We start from the raw sequence: 23030 nt of genomic DNA, 5'->3' as shown, positions 1-23030 counted from the left end.
GTACAAACAGCGATTCGGGTATTATCCCGCCGTCATTCTAGCCGATAAAATCTACCGCAATCGAGACAACCTGAACTATTGCAAAACGCTAGGGATTCGCCTTAGTGGCCCGAAGCTCGGCAGACCCCCGAAAGAGCAAAGTGAAGTCGCCGATCGTCGGCAAGAGCGCCAGGACGCTGTACAGCGTAATGCGATCGAAGGAAAATTTGGAGAAGGCAAGCGCAAATTGGGCCTAGGTCGCATTCGGGCGCGTGGCGCCGAAACCAGTTTGACCGTCATCGCCCTTCAGTTTCTGGTCATGAATCTGGAGCGGCGACTGCGTGTTCTCTTTTTGCATTTTTTCAGACTGCTTGGGTTTAGAGACTTGCGTTGGGTGTAGATGGAACGAATCTTGTTCAGCAAGCCCTATATAGTATTGGTTAACAAGCATTCAGGAAAAAATTAACAGACGCCATGAAAGGAGCCGGAATGATAGACTTTTCCATGCGATCATCGAAACCAAAAACGCCCGTCGTCGGGATCTTCATTCTTTTGCTGCTGAAGCTTTTGCTTTTGCGCTATTTTTTCTTCCACGAGATCATGTGGAGCCGGATCGCGGCCGATGCCGCTTCGCTGCTGGTTCTTCTGTCCCTGCTGGAGCTCGTCGTCCCTTCGAAAGCGAAGGGGATCGTGTACTGGATCTTCAATGTGCTGTGCTCGCTGATCTTTTTTGCCTCGGCGGTGTACTTCCAGCATTTCAACACCGTTCCGACGTATACAGCCCTTTCCGAGCTGAAGCAGGTCGGCGGGATCAAGGACAGCGTGCAGTCGACCATCCAAACGGCGAACTACCTCTTTTTTGCCGATATCGTCGTCATGACGCTGGTATGGATCGCCGGCAGGCTGATGGGGCGAAAGCCGAGCATGTCCGCACCTTTGCGCAAAAGATGGCCGGCGGTCGTCGGCGTGGTCGCCCTTTGCGCGACGGCATGGTTTATCGCCAAAGACCGGGGCATCACGAACGAAGTGCTCCAAGCGGAGCATCTCGGTTTTTTTAATTACCAGGTAGCCGCAGGACTCAAAGCCAAGGAAGAAGCCGTCGCCGTCGCTTCCGGCAATATCAAGGATACGGTCAAGAAAATCGAATCGAAGGAAGCCATGTTCAAATACCAGGACCATCCGCAAGCGCAGCCGAAATTTTTCGGGGCAGCCAAAGGCAAAAACGTCATCGTCATTCAGATGGAGGCTTTCCAAAACTTCCCGGTCCATCTGTCTCTAAACGGCCAGGAGCTGACGCCGGTGCTGAACGGCCTTTCCAAGGACGGCTTCTATTTCTCGCGGGTATTCCAGCAGATCGGCCAAGGCAATACCTCCGATGCGGAATTCATGAGCAACACCTCGATTTATCCGACGGCGGCCGTGGCCATGTCGACGGGTTACGGCGACCGCGTGCTTCCAAGCATGCCGCGCCTGCTCGAAAAAAGAAATTACGAATCGGCCACGTTCCATGTGAACGACGTCAAATTCTGGGACCGGGACAAGCTGTACCCGGCCTTGAAGTTTACCCATTACTACGACAAGCCGTATTATAAAAACGACCATTTTAACGAATTTGGCGCTTCGGACGAGGAATTGTACAAATTCGGCATCCAAACGCTCTCCAAGCTTCATCGGGAGAAAAAACCTTTTTACGCGCAGTTCGTGACGGTGTCCAGCCATTTTCCGTTCAACGTGCCCGAGGACCGGATGAAAATCGGCATCCCGGATGCCTTGAAAGGGACGCAGCTCGGCAATTACTTGGCTGCCGTCAATTACACGGATTACGCGATCGGAACCTTGATCGACCAATTGAAGCAAAACGGCATGTGGGACGACACCGTCCTGGTCATCTACGGCGATCATTTCGGCCTGCAGCCGCAGGATAACGATCCGGCGATGATCAGCCAGGCGCTTGGCATCAAATACGATCCGCGCGTCACCCGGTTCAACATCCCGCTCCTGATCCGCGTACCCGGCGTGCAGGGACAGGAAGTGAAGCAGGTCGGGGGGCAGGTGGACATCATGCCGACGCTAGCCAATCTCCTCGGCATCTCGCTGAAGGAAGAAAACTTTACCGCGTTCGGCCACGATTTGCTGAACATCGACCATAACATCGTCGGCAGCCGGTATTATTTGCCGACGGGTTCCTTCTTTAACGACGACATTTTGTACGTCCCGGGCAAAACGTTCGAGGACGGCAGCGCGACCGATTTGGATACGCTTGAACCCGTCGCCGATTTCGCCAAGTACAAACCAGATTACGACTATAACCTGTCGCAAATGAAATTGTCCGACGAATACGTCAAGCTGCTGCCGAAACGGGAATAACGGCGATGCATTCCTTACCTTTTTACGGCAGCGCAAAAAACACGGGCATCCGATTTGAAGGATGCCCGTGTTTTTTAATGGAAGCCGGGCTGCGCGAAGAACGCCCAACAGGCGCTTTTTACGCAGCCTTTCGTTTGTATGCAATCCTGGAGCCGCTTACTCCGCGACGATCAGCTCGATCCCTTTTTCCCGCAGTAGCTTGGCATCGGCGCTTTCGATCTGGCTGTCCGTAATGACCGCATCGATCTCTTCCCATCCGGCCACATGCGTAAAAGCCTGCACGCCGATTTTGCTGGCGTCGGCCAATAAATACACGCTGGCGGCCTGCTTGATCAGCTTATGCTTGACCATGGCCTGCAGTTCGTTCGATTCGCTGATGCCCCGCTCCGGGTGCACCCCTTTGCACGAAACGAACGCTTTTTCGACGTAATAGGCCTCCAGGCTGCGCTCAGCCATCGGACCGACATATGAAAGGGATCTTGCCGCCAAAATGCCGCCGGTCGAGATCACCTCGATTTTTTCCTTCGACGACAGCTCCAGCGCTACCTTGATCGAATTCGTCAGCACCGTCAGCGGAACATCCGGCAGGATCGATGCCATGTACCATGCCGTCGAGCTGGCGTCCAGCGCGATCCGGTCATGCGGTTCGATCCGGGCGACTGCCGCTTTGGCGATGCGCTTTTTCTCTTCCTGATGCATGACTTCCCGCTCGAAATACGGGGTTTCGGCCTGCGTCTCCTTGACGCTCACCGCCCCGCCGTGGCTGCGCCGAAGCTTGCCCTGCTGCTCCAGACGGTCCAAATCGCGGCGGATCGTTTCTTCCGTGACCCCGCACAGCTCGCTGAGCTCGGATACCCGGATGCTGCCTCTTTCGTTGACGAGGCTTACGATTTTATCGTATCTTTCCGCAACTAACATAGCTACCCTCTTTCATCGCCGGCCTTCCCGCCAGCCAGAATCACAACGTGGAATGTTCATGAAAACAAAACCTATTATACCAAATCTCAGGATGCAGGCGCATGTCCCGCTACAGGTCTATCCGACGATCAGCGCATAGGCCGCGCCCGGGCCGTGCACGCCGATCGTGAGGTCGTTTTCGATGTCCGACGACCGGCTTGGTCCGGAAATAAAATGGACTCCGGCAGGGAAACGTTCGGCCGGGATGCTTGCGACCCGGCTCATCGCCTCGCCGAGCCGGGTGTACATGCGTTCCGCCGGGATAACGGCAATAAGCACGTTCGGCAGCAGCGATACCGAGCGGCCTTTGTCCGCGGAGGACGCAACGACGATCGTGCCGGTATAAGCCGCCGCATGATCCGCGAGGACGATGCCCACGTCCGCCTGCTCGCAAATGTTCAGGGAGCCTTCGTGATCCCGGCCGTTCCAGGCATGATGCGAAAGCTCCGGCAGGACGCTCTCCAGCTGCAGGCTTGCCAGCTCCGGCAGGTTTTGCCGGATCGTCGACCGCGCCTGCCGCTCTTTGGCGATGCGGGCGATGACCTCAGGCACGCCCGACATGGACGCGATTCGCTCGGGATAACCGCCTGCAGCCCGCCAATTGTCCATAAAACGACCGATTTTCTCTTCGGTCCCCAGCTCATAGGAGGCCCAAAAATCCGGCGCCCCCCGGTACGGATGCACCGGAGCCGGACCGGCGGCCGGTCTTCCCAGCCTGTGTGCGATGTTGCCGATAAACCGCTTTTCCGCCTCCCGCGATTCGCGGTCTAATCGGGCAAGAAATTCCGGATCGGATTTGGCCATGTTTAATGCCCTCCCTTCGCCCGCGACTGAACGATCTTTTCCATGCGGGACTTCATTTCATCCGTCATCGGCTTGAACGAATTTTCGGCCTCCGCCGTCACTTTCGTCCACTGCTCCCGGAACGATTTTTTAGGCAGCGCCGGAATATGCCGGTATGCCGTCCAGCCGCCGAGCGGGCCGATCCTGGATTTGATGACTCCGCCGCGAACCAGCAGCTTTTGGCCCAGCTGCCCTGCTTTTACCGCCCTCTCGAACCAGGCATGGCTGCCCATCAGCATTTTGAAGCCTCTCATCGCCATTTTTTCGCCGGGCGCGGTCACCCCTCGTTCCACTTTCCGGTTGCGAAGGTACACGAGCATGTCGTGAAGCGGGATTTTGACGGGACAGGCTTCGTAACAGGCGCCGCACAGGCTGGACGCATTGGCGATGTCATGCCACTCCTCCGCATTTTTGTTGAGCGCCGGGGTCAGCACCGCACCGATCGGGCCGCTGTAGGTTCCCGGATAAGAATGGCCCCCGATATGCCGGTACACCGGGCAAGCGTTCAAGCAGGCGCCGCAGCGGATGCAGTTGAGCAGCTCCTGGAAATCCGGGTCCCCGAGCTGCAGCGACCTGCCGTTGTCGACGATGATGACATGCATTTCCTCCGGACCGTCCCCGTCCTCCGTCCGCTTGGGGCCCGTAATGCCGGACATGTACATGGTCATTTTCTGGCCGGTCGCCGATCTCGGCAGCAGCGTGGCCATCACCTCCAGATCGTCCCATGTCGGAATCAGACGTTCCATGCCCATCAGCGTGATCTGGATTTTAGGCACCGTGCTGACCATGCGGGCGTTGCCTTCGTTTTCGAAAATGACGACGGTCCCCGTTTCGGCGATGCCGAAATTGCAGCCCGTCAGCCCGATGTCCGCCTCAAGGAATTTGTCGCGCAGCTTGCGTCTCGCAAAACCTGCGAGCACCTGCGTCTCGGGCGGCAGCGTCTCCCCGGCTTCCTTCGACAGCAGCTCCGCGATTTGGCGGCGGTTTTTGTGAATGGCCGGAATAATGATATGGGACGGCGGTTCGTTGGCCAGCTGGATGATGTATTCGCCCAAATCGCTTTCGATCGACTCGATGCCGATCTGTTCGAAAGCCTCGTTGATGTGGACCTCCTCGGACACCATCGACTTGGATTTGACGACCGATTTCGCGCCCCGGTGTTTCGCGATGTCCATGGCGATCCGTGCCGCATCCTTCCCCTCCGGCGCAAAATGCACGTGGACGCCTTGGGCGCGGGCATTTTCGATGAACCGGCTCAAATAATAATCCAGATGGGCAACCGTGTGGGCCCGGATTTGCCGGCCGCGCTCCCGCCATTCCTCCCAGTTGCCGTGTTCGGCCGTCGCCGCTTTTTTGCCGTTTTTCAGCCTTTCCGTCGTAAATTTGACGGCATCGATCAGAAATTCGTCTTGGAGGGCGGTTCTCGCGCGCTCCTTGACGTTAGACCCCTGCGGTTTGCTCACGGTTCCTCACCCCTTCGTACAGCAGTTCGGCCAGATGCATCACGCGGACCGGCTTCCCCTGGAATTTCAGGTTGCCGCCGATGTTCAGCAGGCAGCCCATGTCCAGGCCGACGAGCACCTCGGCTTCCGTCTCCAGCACATGCTGGCTTTTTTCTTCGACCATCGCCCCGGAAATTTCGCTCATCTTGACGGCAAACGTCCCGCCAAAACCGCAGCAGTCTTCGGCATAAGGAAGCGGAACGTATTCCATGCCTTCGACATGGCTCATCAGCTCCATCAGCTCGTCCTTGATTCCCAGCAGACGCGTGCCGTGGCAGGAAGGATGGTAGGTAACCTTATGCGGAAAATACGCCCCGACATCCGTCACGCCCAGCACCTGGACGAGGAATTGGGTAAATTCGTACGTCTTTTCTTGAAGCCGGCGGCTTTTTTCAAGCAGTGCGGCGTCGTGTTCGAACAGCTTCGGATAATAATGATGGATCATGCCCGTGCACGAACCCGAAGGCGCAATCACGAAATCGCTGTCGTCAAACGCTTCCAAAATCGTTTTGGCCGAAGCTTTTGCTTCGTCCCAATAACCGCTGTTGAAGGCCGGCTGGCCGCAGCAGGTCTGCACCTTCGGAAAATCCAGCCTGACGCCGTAGCGGGCAAGCAGCTGCGACATCGCTTCGCCGATCGGCGGAAACAGCGCATCGCTGATGCAGGTAATAAAAAGCGACACTTTCATCCTAGCATTCTCCTCCTTTGCGCTAAGCGCAACATTCGAGCCGGCCCATGGCCCGGATAGAAAATCAATCCCCACATGCCCGGGGACGAGGCGTGTACGGCGCTCTTTTCGGACATGGCGGGGATTGCGTTGTTCATGGGATCAAAAGATAATCGTGAGCCGGGCGCAAACCGGGAATCAGCGCGTGAACGCGGCAGGCACCCCGCCGTCGATCGTCAGCATGCAGCCCGTCGTTTTTTCGGCTTTCGACGATGCGAAGAAGGCGATGCCTTCCGCCACGTCCTTCGGATAAATGTTGACGAGCAGCGTCGTTCTCTTCCGGTAATGCTCTTCCAGCTGGTCCGGTTCGATGCCGTAAGCCGCGGCGCGCTCGTTGCGCCAGTTCGAATTCCAGATCGCGGAGCCCTGCAGGATCGCGTCCGGCAAAATCGTGTTGACGCGGATGTCGTGCTCCCCGCCCTCGGCGGCGATGCAGCGCGCCAGATGCGCTTCAAGCGCTTTGACCGAGCTGTAGGCCGTCACGTTTTTGCCTGCGTAAACGGAGTTTTTCGAGCCGACGAAAATCATGCTGCCGCCGAGCCCCTGCTCTTTCATTTGCTTGAACGCCTCGCGTGCCACAAGGAAATACCCCGTGCCCAGCACGTTCATGTTCAGGTTCCATTCCTTGAGCGACGTTTCGTCGAACGGGCTCGAAGTCGCCAGCCCCGCATTGTTGACGATAATATCCACGCCGCCGTATGCCAGCGCCGTTTCGCCCAACGCCGCGATCACCATTTCTTCACTGGTAACGTCCATTTTCACTGCTTTGGCCCGTCCTTCGCCATACTGCGCGTTGATTTCGGCCGCAACCTTCTCGGCTCCTTCAAGATTGAGGTCGGCCAAAACGACGTGAGCCCCTTCGGAAACGAGGCGCCGCGCCGTTTCGCTGCCGATGCCGCCGGCGCCGCCGGTGATGAAGGCGACTTTGCGGGAAAATTCCGCTTCGGCCGGAGCCAACGTCAGCTTATACAGCTCAAGCGGCCAATATTCCACGTTATAGGATTCGTTTTCGTTCAGCGACACGAATTCGCCCAGCGCCGTTGCGCCTTTCATGACGGCAATCGCGCGGTGGTACAGCGCGCCGCTGACGCCGGCCATCGCCACGCTTTTTCCCGTGTTCACCATGCCGATCCCCGGGATGAGGATCACGCGCGGAGCCGCTTCGAACATGACGTCGCCCTCGTGTTTGTTCCGTTCGAAATAAGCTTTATATTCCTCTTTATAGGCTTCGATTCCGCTGCGAACGGCTTCCTTCAGTCCGGCTGCCCCGGTGGACGGCGCCCATTCGACGTACAGCGGAACGCGTTTCGTATGCACCAGATGGTCCGGGCAAGCTGCGCCGACTTGGGAAAGCTCTTTGGCGTTTTTGCTGTTGACGAACTGAAGCACGTCGTCCCCGTCATCGTACGTGCAGATCATTTTTTTGCCGTCGCTGACCGCGCCGCGAATGACCGGCATCACTTCCGCGAGGATGGCTTTGCGCTCCTCTTCCGGCAGCGTTTCCGCTTGGCGTCCGCCAAACACCCGATCCTCTTGAATCCGTTCGTTGATGTAGCTTTCGGCTTTTTGGATCATCGCGATCGTTTGGTTGTAGCACGCTTCCGACGTTTCGCCCCAAGTGACGAGGCCGTGTTTTTCCATTAGCACGAGCTGGGCGTTCGGGTTGTTTTTGACGCCTTCGGCGATCATTTTCGATAACGTGAAGCCCGGACGGATGTACGGCACCCACACGAAGGTATCCCCGTAAATTTCTTTCGCGATTTCTTTGCCGTTATCCGCGCAGCACAGGCTGATGATGGCGTCCGGATGGGTATGGTCCACGTGCGGGTAAGGCAGGAATGCGTGCAGCAGCGTTTCGATCGAAGCTCTCGGATGTTTGCTGTCGATCATGCAGTGGGACAAATATGCGACCATTTCCTCGTCCGGCATTTCGTCGCGTTCGATCAGCGGCCGGATATCCTCAAGCCGAAGTCCCGTAAAATGCTGGGCTTTCATCGTCGCCAGGTCGGAGCCGCTGCCCTTCACCCACATGACCTCCACGTCTCGGCCGCGAAAATCCTTTTCCACCGTTTTCAGCGACGTATTGCCGCCTCCCCAGTTGCATACGCTCCGGTCGCTGCCGATCAGGTTGGAGCGGTATACGAGCTCTTCCACGCCCGCTTTATGTTTGGATGCTTCTGCGTTATTCCAAAGACTTTGAACCATGAATGATGCCTCCCGTACCGAATTGTTTTGTTTTCATTTGTTTATGTTTGAATTGACTTGATTATAACAGATAATGTTTGTTTTGGCACCCGTTTTTTTTGTTCTTATATTTGATTCATTCGCATAAACCGCAAAAACAAAAAAAGACGGAAACCGGAGTGCGGTTGCGTCTTTGAATGATGGGCAGCCTGTCTATGAACATAATCCGATCCGAAAACGTAATCCGAAACCGCATCCGAACCGCAAAAAGCCCCAAAATATCATTTTGGGGCCGTTCCATCGAACCGGATGTCCCTCCCTTGGAACGACGGGAGCCCGACCATCACTTGGGGCCGCGGGAAGAGTGCTGATTCGATGCATCATTCGTCCGTATCGGCATGGGATACCGCGTTGCACGGGTGCGTTTTCGTAGTTCCGCCGGTTGTCGTCCATGACGCGGGCCGGCTCCCGGCCAAGGTTAGGGCGGCGTTCCACGGCCGCTTTACACGGCAAGACGCGGAACAAATGGCGCAAGGGACGGGGACATCACTATATTGTATAAGGCGGCGCCTGAAGACATGACAATCTTTTTGCGTTTTTTTCGCAGAGCTTACCTGGCCTTGGCCCGTTTTACGGCCATGCCTGGGGATGGCTTGAATTTGCGTTCCGTCGGGTTATCGGTCTTATTTTCCTCCGGTTTGACCGCAAACAGCGTCAGCAATCCCCCGACCGCGCCCACCGCAGCCATGACGCCGAACAAAACCCAGTGGTTAGTTTTCATGAGAAGGGAAACGGCCGGCGGGCCCAAGGACACCCCGATGAAACGCATGCTGCTGTAGAGGGAAGTGATGGTTCCGCGCTGCTTCTCGTCGATGCCTTCGGTGATCAGCGCATCCATGCACGGCAGGACCGTGCCGATTCCGGCTCCGCATAACGAAAAAAACGCGACGACGAAAATGATTTGGTCGCTGAAGCCGGTAATGACCAGGCATATGGTCAGTACGGCCATGCCGCAGAATCCCGTCCATTTCATCCGCTTCTTGTTTTTCCCGATGACTTTGCCGGCCACAAACGACGCAAGGCAAAGCACCGCAAGCGGAATCGCGAGCACCAGCCCTTTGATGACGCCGCCCAGTCTGTATTTGCTTTCAAGCGTTTCGGATAAATAAAACAGGACGCCGAACAAAATGAACATGCTGATGCCGCCGACCGCAAAAATGGCGTACAGCCATCTTCCCTTTTCGCGCAAAATGTCCTTTGTATCGCGAAGGAAGCTGCCAATCGAGTGGTCTTGATCATCCTTCTTTTTGGGCGGTTTGACGAAAAACAGAACCATCAGCAATGAAATCACGCATAAGACCGGGATGCTCAGAAACGGCAAATACCAGATCACGCTAGCCAAAGCCGCTCCCAGGATGGGGCTCAGTACTTTGCCGAAGGTATTGGAAGTTTCGATGATCCCCAGGCTTTTGCTGACGTCGTCCTCTTCCTTGAACATGTCTCCGACGAGCGGCAGCACGATCGGAAAAGCCCCGGCCGCTCCGATGCCCTGAAGGAAACGGCCGCCAAGGATAATCCAATAAGCCGCGAGCCCCTCCGTCATCCAAGCTGCCGCTCCGGAAAGCGCTCCACCGACGGCGGCAATGATCAAACTGGGGATGATGACGGTTTTCCGGCCGTAGCGGTCGGATAAATAACCCGCGATCGGAATCAGAAGGATGGCAACCACCGCGTAGACGGTAATCAGCATGCTGACCTGGAACGGACCGACATGGAGCTGCTGCGAAATTTGCGGCAAAATGGGAATCAGCATGGAGTTGCCGAGGGTCATGATTAAAGGAATGGAGGCTAAGGCCGCCAAATCCCATTTTTTGTCTTCCATGACTAAACCACCTTTTATGTTCGGTTACCAACTCGTTATATTGTGGTTTCTTTTGTCCGGAACTATGCAAAACCGCCGCCCCAAGCGGCAAACGCTGGGACGGCGGCATTTCGGTCAGCCTGTTTATGTTTCGACGACGTATTTATCCGGGTCCGCGTCCTGAATAAAGCGGCAAGGCTCGCCCAGGCTGAACATGCGGAGCTGATGCATCGCCCGCGTGCAGGCGGTATAAAACAGCTTGCGCTCGGATTCCCGGCTGTACGAGTCCGCCGAGGCGTCATAGATGACCACCGCGTCGAATTCCACGCCTTTGGCCAGATAGGACGGAATCACGAGGGTCCCCGTGACGAACGACGGCGTCGTTTTGGCGATTTTTTTCAGCGGAAGACGCTCTTTCAAAGCCTCGTAGACCTGCTCGCATTCCTCGGCCGTTTTGCATATGATCGCCGTATGTTCGTAGCCTTGGCTGTTCAGGTTTTGGATATGCCCGACGATGGCGCGGTGCAGCTCTTCCCTGCCGCCCGCCAGATGCAGCCGGGGTTTTTCCCCATGCCGGTTGAAAGGAATGATCGATTCGCCCCCCGGCATCATGCTTCGCGTGAATTCGACGATTTCAAGCGTCGAACGGTAGCTTCGCGTCAGGGAGATGACCTCGGTCGACTCCTCCCCGTACAGCTTTTTGAGCGATTCCAAGCTGCCTTCAAGCGCATCGGTATGCGCATAGATTCCCTGGTTCAGGTCCCCGAGCGCCGTCATCCGCGCACGCGGGAAGATCCGTTTGACGTATTCCAGCTGGAACGGGGAGTAATCCTGCACTTCATCGATGAAAACATGGCGGATGACGTTGTTGGTTTGGAACCCCTTCAGAAGATCCTGCAAATACAGATACGGGGTTACGTCTTCATAAGGAAGCCTTCCTTCGTTCATCTCCCCGACCGTCTGCCTGCCGATTTCCTCATATTCTTCCGGGAGCTTGCCGTCCGCGCTGACGCTTATGAACAAGTCCCGGTTCAGGAACAGCTCCTGATACATCGCCTTCACGTCCACGAACCGCATCCGCTTGATCCATTTCCGCACCGGCTTCAGCCACTCGTTGACGACCATTTTCGCAAGCAGGCTGCGTTCGCGGTCAAAGTCGTCGAAGGTTTCGCTTTTGGCCCCTTGCTTGCGGCGGACGCGCGTATATGCCTTCTGGTATTCGTCGGGGTCAAGCAGCTGAATTTGTTCGTCGACCCAGGGCTCCTTCCGTTCCTGCTTGGCGAACTGCGCAAGCTCCTTCAGCAGCCAATCCTTGAGCAGTTCCACGCGGTTGGCAAGACGGATCCCCGGGTCGAAGCCGTAAAATTTCTCCTGCATCGCCTGCTCGGAAACGATCAGGCGGCCTTTGAACCGGACCGGCTTGAATTTCATTCCGCTTTGCTCCAAGCGGTCCTTGTATCTCTGCATCGTATCGAGGAACGCCGTAGACGATTTGTACGCGATCGACGCGCGTTTGACCTTCAGCCACGGACCTTCCTCGGCCTTCAAAATCGTCTCCATCTGCGAAAAGACGTCCTCCAGGTCGAAATCCCGGCCGAGCCGGTGCTCCAGATAAGCCTGGAAGGTGGTCTGCAGCATGTTTTCCTCCCCAAGTTCGGGCAGCACGGTCGAAACGTAGCTGTTGAACATCGGGTTCGGGGAAAACAGGATCACCTGGTCCGACTTTAGCGATTCCCGATATTTATACAATAAATAGGCGACCCTTTGGAGCGCGGCCGAGGTCTTTCCGCTTCCGGCGGCACCCTGAACGATAAGCATCCGGCTTTTGTCGTTGCGGATCACCGCGTTTTGCTCCTTCTGGATCGTTGCCACGATGCTTTTCATCTGGTTGTCGGAAGAATGGCTGAGCACCTGCTGCAGCAGCTCGTCTCCGATGGTGACGCCGGTGTCGAACATGACCTTGATGCGTCCGTCGCGGATGACGAACTGGCGTTTAAGCTCCATTCGGCCGCTGATTTCGCCGCTTGGCGTCTCGTAGGAAGCCGGGCCGGGCGCCCAGTCGTAATAGAGGCTCGATACCGGGGCGCGCCAGTCGTACACGAGGAACGTTTCCTGATCGTCGTCAAGGAACGAGGCGATGCCGAGATAGATTTTTTCCGTTCCCGTTTGTCCTTCTTCCTTAAAATCGATCCGTCCGAAATACGGCGATTTGACGAGCAGCCTCAGTTTCTTCAGCGTTTCCGAAGCCTGCAGGTGCGCCCGTTCGCGCTCGGACAACACTTGGGATTGCTGACGCAAGCTGGTGGACGTTTCTCCCAGATCGTCGGAACTGCTGAAATTGACCCGGACTTCGTCCCAGAAATCCTTGCGCAGCTCGACGACATCGCCCCGGACGACGCCTACGTCGGCCTCAAGCGCTTCTTTGCGGACGGCGATTTTCCGGGTAACCGAATCGACCCGCCGCTGTTCGTCCTGCCAATCCTGATCGTTCAAGTCCATGCCTGTCTTCATCCCCTTTATATATTTGACAATATCTTTCCCATATGTTAAAATGAAAAAGCAATCTCTGTGCATATCTCTCCATTTGTAGGGCCGTATGTTCTATTTTATCAAGAACCATCATGAAAATCAAACGTTTAAGGGGAGCCGATGGGCTCCCCTTTTTGAATGGCCGGAATCGATTCAACTCCGATTCGCGGTTACAGGAACAAAGGCACGATGTCGATGCCTTCCGCCGAAATTCGTACCAAGCCTTTATCCGACAAGCGAATTTCCGGGATGACCACCAGCGCCAGCAAAGACAAGGTCATAAACGCATTGTTCAGCGGGCAACCCGCCTGAAGGAGCGCTTGGCTGATCGCCTCGGACTCGCGGGCTACCGTTTCGAACGGCTTGTCCGACATAATGCCTCCTACCGTTAGCGGAAACTCCGTTACGCCTTCTTCGGTCCACATGACCACGCCGCCCTGCATTTCTGCGACCCGGTTGCCTGCGCGCGCCATCAACTCGTCGTCATTGCCGATGACCGTCAAGTTATGGCTGTCATGGGCGACCGTCATCGCAATCGCTGCCGGCTTCACGAACCCGATCCCTTTTACGATGCCCAGCGCGTGTCCGCCGCCTTTGCCATGGCGTTCAAACACCGCCATCTTGCACAGGTCGTCTTTCGGGTCGGGCAGCGCCTTTCCGTTTTTCACGTTCACCTCTACATGCCGTTCCAGGGTGTCCACATGGTTTTCGACGACTTCAATCGCCCGGGCCACGGCTATTCCGTCGGCGACAGGCGCCGCAATGGCAAAATCGTCCGCCGTCAGCGTCCGGTTCAGCTTGACGGTATGATATGCCGTCGCGGGAAGCTTATAGCGTTCCCAATCCGCGGTCATCCGGCCGTTCTCCGCCACGACCTGCCCCGCGGCAATCGTCATCGTCACGTTGACGTCCGCCAAATTCCCGTCCAGCAGGATGATGTCGGCATAGGCTCCCGGAATGATCGCCCCGATGTCCCGTGACAAACCGAATCTTTCGGCCGTGTTGATCGTGGCCATTTGGAAAGCCGTCACGGGTTTGACGCCCTGCGATATCGCATGCCGGACGACGAAGTTCATGTGACCTTCGTTCATCAGCGACTCGGAGCTGCGATCATCGGTAACCAGGATCATCCGCCGCGTGTCCAAACCGCCTTCGGTATGCGCTTTGATCGTTGCGGCCACGTCATGCCAAGCCGACCCTTGGCGCATTTTGGCGTACATGCCGAGCCGGACGCGTTCGATGACGTCTTCGGCGGTCACGCATTCGTGGTCGCCGTTCACCCCGCTGGCCGCGTATACCGGCAGACGCCAATCGTCCGATTTCCATGTGAAATGCCCGTCGGCGAATTTCCCCGCGGCCAGCGTCGCCTGGATCTCCCCGATCATCTTATCGTCGCCGTACACGACGCCCGGGAAATTCATCACTTCGCCGAGGCCGATCATGTCGTCTCCCCAGCCCAGCGCTTCGGCAACCTCTTCCGGCCCGATGAAAGCCCCCGTCGTTTCGAGGCCCGGATGCGTCGAAGGAACGCAGGACGCGACCTGCATATACGCCGCAAGCGGAGTGGATCTCGCTTCCTCCAGCATAAACCGGAGCCCGTCCAGTCCCAGCACGTTGGAAATTTCATGGGCATCGAAAAAACCTCCGGTCGTGCCAAGCGGCAGCACCGCCCGGGCAAACTCCGTCGCCGTCATTTGCGTGCTTTCGATATGGCAGTGGCCGTCGAGCAAACCCGGCGCCGCATATCTGCCTCCGCCGTCGATGACCTTCGTTTCTTCGCCGATCGTGTGGCTCACGTCCCGGCCTACGTATACGATGCGGGCGCCTCTTGCCGCGATCGACATGCCCGGAAGGATCTCGCCCGATACGACGTTCACCAAACGGATGTTTTGAATGACCAAAGTCGCTTCCAGATCGCCGCGGGCGGCGGCCACCAGCTCCGGCACGCATTCCGCGAAAGGGCGTCTTCCCCATGCTGTCTTTTTCAATGTAAACCCTCCATTTCTCTTTAACCAAACCTCAATCCAACGTAACGACCAATTCTCATCATCATACATCCGTCCGGAAGCAAAAATCAATTCTTTAAAAATCTTAAGATTTTCTTAGCCGGAGCTTAAACTGTCGCGGATAAGATGGAAATAATAAATTTGTGAAATACATAGTTAAGCGGGGTAGAGTGAAATGAAGGTTATCCGTAAGAAAAAAAAGAGAAAACACGTGCTTGCGCTGTCGCTGCTGTTTTTGGCGGCGCTGGCCGCTTCGGCGTCATCCCTCCGGTTTCCGACGTTCAAAATCGACGCTTCCGCGTCCGTGCTTATGGATGTAAAGACCGGAAAGGTATATTATGAACATAACGCATCGGCGGCGCTGCCGCCTGCTAGCATGTCGAAAATGATGACGGAACTGCTGGTGCTGAAAAACGTCAAGGAAGGGCGCCATTCCTGGAACGAAACCGTCACGGCCAGCCGGTATGCCGCCAACGTAACCGGGGCGGAGGTCGGGCTTAAGCCCGGGGAATCGCTCTCGCTACGGACGATGTTCGAGGCGATGGCCATCCATTCCGCCAACGACGCCGCCATTGCCCTCGCGGAGCATATCAGCGGAAGCGAGCAGGAATTCGTGAAACTCATGAACGAAACGGCCCGGGACATCGGATTATCGCGGCAAACCGTGTTCGGCAATGCGACCGGGTTATCTTCGCAGGATTTGCGCCCGTTCAAATCGGCGGCTTCGGAACGGGAAACGATGATGACGGCCAAGGATTTGGCCATCCTGACGCGTTACCTGATCCGGACTTATCCGGAGATTTTGGACGTTACCGCCAAAACGGAGCTGCACATTCCCGAGAAACGCATGACGCTGCATACGACCAACGCCATGCTTCCGGGCGAGGCTTTTGCTTACGGCGGCAACGACGGCTTTAAAACGGGCTATACCCAAAGGGCCGGCTACTGCTTTACGGGAACGGCCGAACGGGACGGAAAGCGGTTCGTCGCCGTCGTCATGGGAGCGCCCGATGCCGGAAAACGGTTTGAGGACGCCGCCAAAATGTTCAACTATGCCTTTGAAGGCGGCGGCATTCCCGTGGTCGGGAGATGGTTTGCATCAGCAGAATAATCCGTGAATTGTTGACTTGGAGGATCATGGAATGAGAAATATATTGGTCGTGGACGACGACAAGGAAATCGCGAATTTGATCTCTATTTATTTGAAGAACGAAGGGTTTAACATCCGCTGCGCCCATGACGGCGAGGAAGCGCTGAAACTGCTGAACGATCCGAACGAGGCGTTCGATCTCGTCATCCTCGACGTCATGATGCCGAAAATGAACGGGCTGGAGGTTTGCCGGCAGGTACGGGACACCGCCTCCGTCATCCCGATCCTGATGCTCAGCGCCAAAACGGAGGACATGGACAAAATTCTCGGCCTCATGACCGGGGCCGACGATTATATGATCAAGCCCTTTAATCCGCTGGAATTGACCGTTCGGGTCAAAACCCTCCTGCGCCGCACCTTTCAATACAACACGGACACGCGCAGCCAGGATGACGCGGTCCTGCGCATCCAGGACGTCGAAATCAACCGCAGCACTCACCGCGTCATCGCCGACGGCAACGACATCCAGCTGACCGGAAGGGAGTTCGACATTTTGAGCCTGCTTGCGTCGCATCCGGGGCGGGTGTTCAGCGCGGAGGAAATTTTCCAGCGGGTCTGGAAGGAAAAATATTATGTATCCAACAATACGGTCATGGTTCATATCAGCAATTTGCGGGACAAGCTGGAGAAGGAGCTCGGCTACAAGCTGATTCAAACCGTGTGGGGAGTAGGTTATAAAATCGATGCATAGTTTCTTTAATAAACTACAGTGGAAGATCATCCTGCTGTTCTTTTTCAGCCTTGGTTTGACGTTTGCCACGCTTTATGTAATGGTTCAGGTTCTGGATATAATATACCATCGGTATAGGCCCCAGCTGTACCCGCTTGTGCTCCGGATTATCAGCGTGAATCGCTACGTCGGTTTTTCGCTGTGGCAATCGGTTGTCGTTATCTTCCTTTTCATTTTTTACGTCATGCTGCTGAGCTGGGGAACGACGCGAAAATTGACCCGGATTATCCGCGGGGTGAAAAAAATGGCCGAGGGCCATTTGGATGAGCGGATTCCGGTGCGCTCGAGCGACGAAATCGGCATGCTTGCGGACCAGATCAACGCGATGGCCGAGCAGCTTCAGCTGTCCCTGGCGGAGGAGCGGATGGCGACGCAGGCGAAAAACGAGCTGATCACCAACGTATCCCATGATTTGCGGACGCCGCTGACTTCCATCATCGGTTATTTGCGGCTTATTGAAGAGGATAAATATAAGGACGAGGTCGAGCTCCGGTATTACGTCAATATCGCCTACGAAAAATCCAAGCGCATGAACCGGCTCGTGAGCGACCTGTTCGATTATACCCGCATGGGTTTCGGCCAAATCGCACTAAACCGGACTTCCATCGATCTCGTGCAGCTGGTCGGCCAGCTGACGGCCGAATTCGCATTGCAGGTCCGAAACCACAAGATGGAAATCGAATGGCATCCTCCGCAGGAGAAGCTGCTTGTCCTCGGAGATGGAGACAAACTGATGCAGGCTTTCGAGAACCTCATTACGAACGCGATCCGCTACGGCAAAGATGGCAAAAAAATCGAAATTCATGCATCGAAAGAAAATAACCACGCCGTCGTAAAGGTCATTAATTTCGGTCCCCCGATTCCCTCCATGGAGCTGCCGTACATTTTCGACCGGTTTTACCGCGTGGAAAAATCCCGTTCGCTGGATACGGGGGGCGCGGGTCTCGGGCTCGCCATCGTCAAAAGCATTGTCGAACTCCACGAAGGAACCATTCTGGCGCTCAGCAATCCGCAGCAGACCGAGTTTATCGTCCGGCTTCCGCTTCAATCCCAATAAACGGCTTCATTTAAAAAGAGGCTTGTCTTGGAGAATCCCTTCTCCTTTGACAGCCTCTTTTTCTTACTGCGAACGATTCTTACGGCAAACGCCGCTTATTTTTTGAGCCAGGACAACCACAGCGCCTCATCGTCATCCGATTTGTGGTAATGCTCTACAAGCCGGTTCAGCCGTTCCAGCTGGTAGCCGTAATCGTACATGGTCGAAGCGACGATCGACAGGCGCAGCCGGCTTTCCGGCTGTTCCGCGGAATACCGGAGCACATCTTTCACGAATTCCTCGCTCTCCTGCAGCAATTGGCATGTTTCCACGCTGTTGGGCTTCAAATTATCCTCGAACTTGAGCAGCACATGCTCGTGCAGCTTGATCAGCTTTTCAAGCTGCGTATCGAACATAACGTCGGTTTCTTCCGAACGTTCCGATTGGAAATAATGCTCCTCCACCGCATCAAGCACTTCCCGCCCTTTCCGCAGCGCATTCAGCATTTGCTTGTATACCACCAGATGGCGGTTTTGGCTGAACGAAGCCCGTTTCATCTTCTTCTGCTCTTCTTCGAGCAGCTTGTATTTATCCGTCAACGATTTGATGGAATCTTCGAGCGCCCGCTTTTTGTCGCGGAAAATGTTTTCCTTGATCTCGTCGGAAATCGCCGTGCGCATCAGAAGCGACATCTGGTCGAAGGTCGTTTGGATCTGGGCGGTAAACTGCACTTTCGGCTTCGGCGGGAACAGCAGGATGTTGATCAAAAACGCCGACACGATCCCGATCAAACTAAGGGAAAAACGCGTCAGAGCAAATTGCCACTGGCCGGACGCTTCCATGACGACGATGACCGTGACGAGGGTCAATCCGATCGTATCCCCCATTTTAAGCTTCAAACAAATCATGATGACGATAATGCATACCAGTCCGACCGCGATCGGTTCGTTCGAAAACACCAGCCCCGCAATAAGAGCCAACACAGCGCCCAGCGTATTGGTCTGGAGTTGGTCCAAAAAATAACGCCAGGAACGGTAAATGGACGGCTGCATCGCAAAAATGGCTGCTACAGCCGCGATGACCGGCGAGGATAAATGCAGCCACATGCTGATGTATAATGCGAGCGTGACGGCGATTCCCGTCTTTAACATTCGCGCTCCGAATGTCACGGCTTCATCTCCTCCTCATTTTGAATCCGCAATTTGAATGATTTATACGATAAAAAACCGGTCCCTGTTTCATTTTTCCTCTATACGAAATGTTACCCGATGTTTTTGGTTCTGATGCAGCCCGCTTCCTCGGTCCTTGCCGCCAAAAAAGAAAGTATGTTTTTTCCAAAAAGGCCCATAATAAGTAGAGTCTTATGAAAGAATGACCATAACATCAAAGAGGTGACAAGATGAACCCGTTCAGAAAAACGATATTGGCAGGAGCCCTTTCCTGCATTTTGGCCGGAGGGGCTTTGTCCTTCGGGCATACAGCGGCGGCGGAGCAGGCGCAGACAACGCCCTCCGAGGTGAAACCCGGGACGGAAACCGAAAAACGCGATGGGGAGCATCACAGACGCCACGGGCATCACGGCCGCAAATTCGTCTTGTTCAAGGACGCAGCCACCCTGCTGGATATGACCGAAACCGATTTGAAAAAGGAATGGAAGCAGGGCAAAACGCTCCAGCAAATCGCCAAAGAGAAAAAGAACTGGGATGCCGAAGTGTTCGTGCAGAAGCTCGCGGCCGTGCAAAGCGCCAAAATCGATAAGGCGGTAAAAGACGGCAAAATGACGAGCCAGCAGGCGGAGCAGCTGAAGAAAAAGCTTCCGGGCATGCTGAAACGCTTCACGCAGCATCAGTACCATCCGAGCCAGGAACGCCGGTTGCCGGCCGCCCACTCCGCGATTTGACTTTTTTGCGGCACAATAAAATCCTAACGGACTTCGTTAGGATTTTTTGTTTTGCTATCCCCTTTTTTTCGCGTCCGTCTTCTGCCGGGTTTTTCGCGGTTCCCTGAGGTGGTTGTTGATCGGCACATCCAGCAGATCCAGCAGGAACATGAACACCGGCACGCCGAGGATCAGACCCCACACCCCGAAGAAATGCTCGGAAACGATCAGCACCGCAAACGTGTAAAAAATCGGAAGATGCGTCTTGTCGGACATGAACTTCGGGTTCATGACGTAAGCTTCGAACGCGTGCAGAACGGCCACCATCAGCAAGACGTAAATGACCTTCGGGAGCCCTCCGATGCTGAAGGCGATGGCGCAGAGCGGAATAAGCGAAACGATCACGCCCATGACCGGAATGAGTCCGAGCAGGAAGATCATAATCCCGAGCGCAAACAAATTCGAAAAGCCCATGATCCATAAGAACAACGTCGAAAAGACCGCGTTGATGACCGATATCAAAAATTGGACCTCGATCACTTTGCCGAACGAATCCGTGAATTTTTTTCCGAAGTAGGCCAGCTCGTCGTATACATAGGATAATTTGCTTGTTCTGAATTTTCCCGTGAAACTTGTCACTTTCTCCTTTTCCAGCATGAAAAACAAGCTCATGATGATGGCAAGCGCCAAATTCAAGCTGAACTTTCCGACGTTGGAGATGGTGCTGGATACGATGTCAAACCCCTGTTTGATGTAGGCCGCAATATCGATTTTGTGGATATAATCCAAAATATAATTCATGACTTCATTGTTCGTCAGCACCAACGGATTGCTGTAAAAATAAATGACCTGGTTGATCAGGCCGTTGAGCTCCGCGATCAGCTTGGGCGCATACATGTAAGCCCCGATCGACAATGCGGCCACAAACAGCACGTAGATCAGGATGAGCGCGATTTTTTTTGCTGATCCCCATCCGGTTCGTGTAACGCCGGGTCACGGAAGAATGCACCCGGTTCACGAGGTATGTAAGAATGAAGGTGATCAGGATCAGGTTCATCATGCTTCTGAACAGGTACATGAACAGGATGAGCAGGATGAGCACCACGCCTCTTTTTACGGCAGGAAGCTGCAGCACTTCTTTCATCGACGTCATTGCTTTGCAATCATTCTCCTTTTATCTTTAAAGTTTCTCTCCATGTTTGGCTTGCAAAGTTCTCTATGCTTCCATATTACGCGAGGCCCGGCTTTCCATGCAAGTTTCCTGAATGCCTCCAATATTTTTCGAACAACAGAATCGAAACCATCAGCCATGCGGCGCTCGCCAAATATCCTCCAAGCACGTCGCTCGGGTAATGAACCCCCAAATAGATCCGGCTGATGCCGATCAGGAGCGTTAACGCAACCCCGGCCGCGATCATGGCGATTCTTCCAGCAAGAAAAGGGATGTGCCTCCACACCAAAAAAGCAAACGCGCCGTACAGCGAAAAGGCTCCCATCGAATGGCCGCTCGGAAAACTGTAGCCCGTAATCTCGATCAACCGGTGCGTATTGGGCCTGTCCCGCTGAATGGCATACTTCAGAAGCAGGTTCCATAGCTCGGAACCGCCTACCGCCGTCAAAAACATCAGCAGCTCGCGCCGGTGCTTCAGGACGACCATCAGGAAAAAGAATGCCAAGACGGAAAGGATGACCGCCATCAGCGAGGACCCTAAAAAGGTAAACCATTTCATGACGCGCGTCAGTCCGTCGTTCTCCAACCCCTGCACGGCCGAGATGACGGCATCGTCGAACCATGCGATGTGACCGGTCTCAATCAAAACGGCCACGATCAAAAACAATACGGCAAAAATAAACGCGGCGGTAATCAACTTTCGCAGCCGTTCGCGCCTTAATGTCATATTTCGAATTTCCTCCCGTCTTTTGGATCAGGCTTCTTGCAGCCCTTCATTATTATCCACAAACCATATGCTTTTGTCACGCGTAAGCGTCCCTAAAATGCAACGAAGCAGCGGCCGTCGGCCGCTGCTTCGTTTCGGGGTCGAGTCCGGTATGTAACAAGACCCTTCGGATGGAAAGGATTAGAATCCTTTGTATTGCGGTTCTTCGTTTTCAAGCTGCTGAACTCTGCTCTCCACCTGCTGCACGATTTGCTGGGTTTGCTGCGCGGCAGCGGTGAACAGGTTTTTGGCCTCTTGGTTTTGCGTGCTGAGCGCAAACGTCTCGAGGCTTGCTTGAGCGCTCTTCAGAGAAGCGAGAGTCGTTTTAACCTGGGAAGCTACTGTCATCTCGGTCACACCTCCTTCGAATGCAAAAGTACGAATCATAATCTAACCTGCATGGATTGAAAAAATTCATAAAATGAAGGAACGATGCAAATAATTTGGTTATTCAGACTGAAATGGGGGTTATGTTATGCCGGAATGGGTCGAGGTCATTGTCCGCACCCTGGCATCGATCATCGTATTGTTTGGTTTAACCAAGCTGCTTGGCAAGAGGCAGATTTCCCAGCTCTCCTTCTTCGAATACATTACGGGGATTACGATCGGGGATCTGGCGGCGGCAATCTCGCTTAACGTCAAGGAAGCCTGGTATTTGGGAGTCATCTCATTGACCGTGTGGGTGCTCGTATCGTTAGGCATCGAATTTTTGCAGCTCAAGAGCAAAAAGGCGCGGGATTTCATCGACAGCACGAGCACGATCCTGATCAAGGACGGCAAAATCATGGAGGACAATCTCAAAAAAGAGCGGCTGTCCAATGAGGAGCTGATGCAGCTACTCCGGACCAAAAATGCCTTCAAAGCGGCAGAAGTCGAGTTTGCTCTCATGGAACCCAACGGCGAAATCAACGTTCTCCTCAAAAAGGAAAACCAGCCGCTTACGCCGACGCATCTGGGCATTAAGGTCGGGCCCGAATCCGAGCCGCAAACCGTCATCCTCGACGGCAAGGTGATGGACGAACCCCTGGCGACGCGGGGGCTCAACCGGAGCTGGCTTCATACGGAGCTTGAAAAACTCGGGGTTTCGCTCGACAACGTGTTTATCGGACAAGTGGATGCCTACGGCCAGCTGTACGTCGATTTGTTCGACGATCAGGTCAAAGTTCCCCAGCCGCAGCAAAAAGCATCGCTGTACGCGAATCTGAAAAAATGCCAGGCGGATCTTGAAATGTTCGGATTGTCCACGGACCGGGCGGAGGCCAAAACGCTGTATGAGCAATGCTCAAACCAGCTTGAACAGGTCATCTCCGACGTCAAGCCGTTATTAACGCGTTAGGAGGACA

General features: G+C 54.9%; 20 protein-coding genes. 7 read left to right on the top strand and 13 right to left on the bottom strand.

Translation table 11 applies throughout. The features are described 5' to 3' along the window. Together KI367_RS16120 and KI367_RS16115 are read left to right on the top strand one after the other, a co-directional pair. On the top strand, positions 1-379 hold a 379-nt coding region (locus KI367_RS16120; protein ID WP_212950877.1), incomplete at its 5' end, for a transposase. Positions 380-483: 104 nt separating this feature from the next. After that, positions 484-2346: an LTA synthase family protein gene (locus tag KI367_RS16115; RefSeq protein WP_212950875.1), complete on the top strand. Its 1863-nt coding sequence runs from the start codon at positions 484-486 to the stop codon at positions 2344-2346. A 156-nt stretch (positions 2347-2502) separates the two neighbouring features. Here KI367_RS16115 and KI367_RS16110 read toward each other — a convergent pair whose 3' ends face one another. The 8 genes from KI367_RS16110 to KI367_RS16075 all read right to left on the bottom strand — a co-directional run bounded on the left by KI367_RS16110 (position 2503) and on the right by KI367_RS16075 (position 14937). Next, the gene (locus tag KI367_RS16110; protein WP_036711728.1) at positions 2503-3264 is read right to left on the bottom strand and encodes a DeoR/GlpR family DNA-binding transcription regulator; all 762 of its coding nucleotides are present in this window, start codon (positions 3262-3264) and stop codon (positions 2503-2505) included. Positions 3265-3381: 117 nt separating this feature from the next. Continuing rightward, entirely contained in the window at positions 3382-4107 is a 726-nt protein-coding gene (locus KI367_RS16105; RefSeq protein ID WP_212950873.1) for a LutC/YkgG family protein, read from the bottom strand. Positions 4108-4109: 2 nt separating this feature from the next. Then, positions 4110-5609, bottom strand: a complete 1500-nt coding sequence (locus KI367_RS16100) for a LutB/LldF family L-lactate oxidation iron-sulfur protein (protein ID WP_036711719.1) — start codon at positions 5607-5609, stop codon at positions 4110-4112. Continuing rightward, on the bottom strand, positions 5587-6336 hold the full coding sequence (locus KI367_RS16095; RefSeq protein ID WP_212950872.1) for a (Fe-S)-binding protein: 750 nt from the start codon (positions 6334-6336) through the stop codon (positions 5587-5589). Before KI367_RS16095 ends, KI367_RS16100 begins: the two co-directional genes overlap by 23 nt. Positions 6337-6513: 177 nt before the next feature. Further along, positions 6514-8580, bottom strand: a complete 2067-nt coding sequence (locus KI367_RS16090) for a bifunctional aldolase/short-chain dehydrogenase (protein WP_212950870.1) — start codon at positions 8578-8580, stop codon at positions 6514-6516. A 589-nt stretch (positions 8581-9169) separates the two neighbouring features. Beyond that, on the bottom strand, positions 9170-10441 hold the full coding sequence (gene bcbE / locus KI367_RS16085; protein ID WP_212950868.1) for a bacillibactin exporter BcbE: 1272 nt from the start codon (positions 10439-10441) through the stop codon (positions 9170-9172). 123 nt (positions 10442-10564) lie between these two features. After that, positions 10565-12919 (bottom strand): RNA polymerase recycling motor HelD, encoded by a 2355-nt coding sequence (gene helD / locus KI367_RS16080; RefSeq protein WP_212950866.1) that lies wholly within the window; start codon positions 12917-12919, stop codon positions 10565-10567. Positions 12920-13119: 200 nt separating this feature from the next. Further along, complete coding sequence (locus KI367_RS16075; RefSeq protein WP_246536999.1) at positions 13120-14937, bottom strand: adenine deaminase; 1818 nt, start codon at positions 14935-14937, stop codon at positions 13120-13122. Positions 14938-15130: 193 nt separating this feature from the next. On the opposite strand from KI367_RS16075, the gene KI367_RS16070 reads away from it, so the two are divergent. Genes KI367_RS16070 through KI367_RS16060 form a run of 3 tightly spaced genes read left to right on the top strand, consistent with a single transcriptional unit; the run spans position 15131 to position 17892 of the window. Continuing rightward, entirely contained in the window at positions 15131-16066 is a 936-nt protein-coding gene (locus KI367_RS16070) for a D-alanyl-D-alanine carboxypeptidase family protein (RefSeq protein ID WP_052147083.1), read from the top strand. A 31-nt stretch (positions 16067-16097) separates the two neighbouring features. Next, positions 16098-16796: a response regulator transcription factor gene (locus KI367_RS16065; RefSeq protein WP_036711714.1), complete on the top strand. Its 699-nt coding sequence runs from the start codon at positions 16098-16100 to the stop codon at positions 16794-16796. Next, positions 16789-17892, top strand: a complete 1104-nt coding sequence (locus KI367_RS16060; protein ID WP_212950864.1) for a sensor histidine kinase — start codon at positions 16789-16791, stop codon at positions 17890-17892. Before KI367_RS16065 ends, KI367_RS16060 begins: the two co-directional genes overlap by 8 nt. A gap of 95 nt (positions 17893-17987) precedes the next feature. On the opposite strand, the gene KI367_RS16055 is transcribed toward KI367_RS16060, so the two are convergent. Then, positions 17988-19040: an FUSC family protein gene (locus KI367_RS16055; RefSeq protein WP_036711711.1), complete on the bottom strand. Its 1053-nt coding sequence runs from the start codon at positions 19038-19040 to the stop codon at positions 17988-17990. A gap of 230 nt (positions 19041-19270) precedes the next feature. Here KI367_RS16055 and KI367_RS16050 point away from each other — a divergent pair, with 230 nt between their 5' ends. After that, positions 19271-19771, top strand: a complete 501-nt coding sequence (locus tag KI367_RS16050) for a hypothetical protein (protein WP_036711710.1) — start codon at positions 19271-19273, stop codon at positions 19769-19771. Between the two features lie 54 nt (positions 19772-19825). Here the strand turns inward: KI367_RS16050 and KI367_RS16045 are convergent, their stop codons facing one another. The 4 genes from KI367_RS16045 to KI367_RS16035 all read right to left on the bottom strand — a co-directional run bounded on the left by KI367_RS16045 (position 19826) and on the right by KI367_RS16035 (position 22035). Then, positions 19826-20674 (bottom strand): AI-2E family transporter, encoded by an 849-nt coding sequence (locus KI367_RS16045; RefSeq protein WP_306433244.1) that lies wholly within the window; start codon positions 20672-20674, stop codon positions 19826-19828. Then, a complete protein-coding gene (locus KI367_RS27515) occupies positions 20556-20903 on the bottom strand; it encodes a hypothetical protein (RefSeq protein ID WP_306433243.1) in 348 nt (115 codons plus the stop codon). Before KI367_RS27515 ends, KI367_RS16045 begins: the two co-directional genes overlap by 119 nt. A 76-nt stretch (positions 20904-20979) precedes the next feature. Next, entirely contained in the window at positions 20980-21648 is a 669-nt protein-coding gene (locus KI367_RS16040; protein ID WP_036711708.1) for a phosphatase PAP2 family protein, read from the bottom strand. A 180-nt stretch (positions 21649-21828) separates the two neighbouring features. After that, positions 21829-22035, bottom strand: a complete 207-nt coding sequence (locus tag KI367_RS16035) for a DUF1657 domain-containing protein (RefSeq protein ID WP_036711707.1) — start codon at positions 22033-22035, stop codon at positions 21829-21831. 127 nt (positions 22036-22162) lie between these two features. On the opposite strand from KI367_RS16035, the gene KI367_RS16030 reads away from it, so the two are divergent. Next, on the top strand, positions 22163-23023 hold the full coding sequence (locus KI367_RS16030) for a DUF421 domain-containing protein (RefSeq protein ID WP_036711706.1): 861 nt from the start codon (positions 22163-22165) through the stop codon (positions 23021-23023). The last annotated feature ends 7 nt before the right edge of the window (positions 23024-23030 follow it).

It is taken from the genome of Paenibacillus cookii (assembly GCF_018333375.1).
Lineage (GTDB): Bacteria > Bacillota > Bacilli > Paenibacillales > Paenibacillaceae > Paenibacillus_AQ > Paenibacillus_AQ cookii.
Note: the sequence above shows the minus strand (reverse complement) of the source record. Positions and strands in the feature narration are given on the sequence as shown.

Bases quoted from the DNA above. Each gene is read 5' to 3' on its own strand.
- KI367_RS16115 (WP_212950875.1), top strand. From the start codon at position 484: ATGCGATCATCGAAACCAAAAACGCCCGTCGTCGGGATCTTCATTCTT.
- KI367_RS16110 (WP_036711728.1), bottom strand. From the start codon at position 3,264: ATGTTAGTTGCGGAAAGATACGATAAAATCGTAAGCCTCGTCAACGAA.
- KI367_RS16105 (WP_212950873.1), bottom strand. From the start codon at position 4,107: ATGGCCAAATCCGATCCGGAATTTCTTGCCCGATTAGACCGCGAATCG.
- KI367_RS16095 (WP_212950872.1), bottom strand. From the start codon at position 6,336: ATGAAAGTGTCGCTTTTTATTACCTGCATCAGCGATGCGCTGTTTCCG.
- KI367_RS16090 (WP_212950870.1), bottom strand. From the start codon at position 8,580: ATGGTTCAAAGTCTTTGGAATAACGCAGAAGCATCCAAACATAAAGCG.
- bcbE (WP_212950868.1), bottom strand. From the start codon at position 10,441: ATGGAAGACAAAAAATGGGATTTGGCGGCCTTAGCCTCCATTCCTTTA.
- helD (WP_212950866.1), bottom strand. From the start codon at position 12,919: ATGGACTTGAACGATCAGGATTGGCAGGACGAACAGCGGCGGGTCGAT.
- KI367_RS16070 (WP_052147083.1), top strand. From the start codon at position 15,131: ATGAAGGTTATCCGTAAGAAAAAAAAGAGAAAACACGTGCTTGCGCTG.
- KI367_RS16065 (WP_036711714.1), top strand. From the start codon at position 16,098: ATGAGAAATATATTGGTCGTGGACGACGACAAGGAAATCGCGAATTTG.
- KI367_RS16060 (WP_212950864.1), top strand. From the start codon at position 16,789: ATGCATAGTTTCTTTAATAAACTACAGTGGAAGATCATCCTGCTGTTC.
- KI367_RS16050 (WP_036711710.1), top strand. From the start codon at position 19,271: ATGAACCCGTTCAGAAAAACGATATTGGCAGGAGCCCTTTCCTGCATT.
- KI367_RS27515 (WP_306433243.1), bottom strand. From the start codon at position 20,903: ATGACGTCGATGAAAGAAGTGCTGCAGCTTCCTGCCGTAAAAAGAGGC.
- KI367_RS16040 (WP_036711708.1), bottom strand. From the start codon at position 21,648: ATGACATTAAGGCGCGAACGGCTGCGAAAGTTGATTACCGCCGCGTTT.
- KI367_RS16035 (WP_036711707.1), bottom strand. From the start codon at position 22,035: ATGACAGTAGCTTCCCAGGTTAAAACGACTCTCGCTTCTCTGAAGAGC.
- KI367_RS16030 (WP_036711706.1), top strand. From the start codon at position 22,163: ATGCCGGAATGGGTCGAGGTCATTGTCCGCACCCTGGCATCGATCATC.